Source organism: Achromobacter sp. SIMBA_011, from assembly GCF_046535435.1.
Lineage (GTDB): Bacteria > Pseudomonadota > Gammaproteobacteria > Burkholderiales > Burkholderiaceae_B > Achromobacter > Achromobacter dolens.
Window position 1 is genome coordinate 1 of record NZ_JAWRWN010000895.1, and the last position, 252, is coordinate 252.

Annotated in this window: 1 pseudogene; it reads left to right on the top strand. The window is 65.5% G+C overall.

What is annotated here, in order from left to right:
- Positions 1-3: 3 nt before the first annotated feature.
- Positions 4-252, top strand: a pseudogene (locus SB816_RS33595) (hypothetical protein); the annotation flags it as partial.

The window sequence follows — 252 nt, forward strand, 5'->3', positions numbered from 1 at the left end:
TATGTGCGCAGTGCCGAGGATTTTGATCAGCAGAGTGAAGTGGCCAACGGCGCGTCGGACTTGCTGCACGAGATTTTGGGCGCCGCCGACGCGCAGGAATTCTTCGAACGGCCGACCGACATCAAGCGGCTCGTCGACTACATGCTCGGCCCCTCGGCCGACGCCGCACGCATCGACCCGGCGCGGATCGGCTTCTTCGGTTTTTCGCGCGGTGGCTACACGGGCCTCGTGCTGGCGGGCGGCAACCCCGAT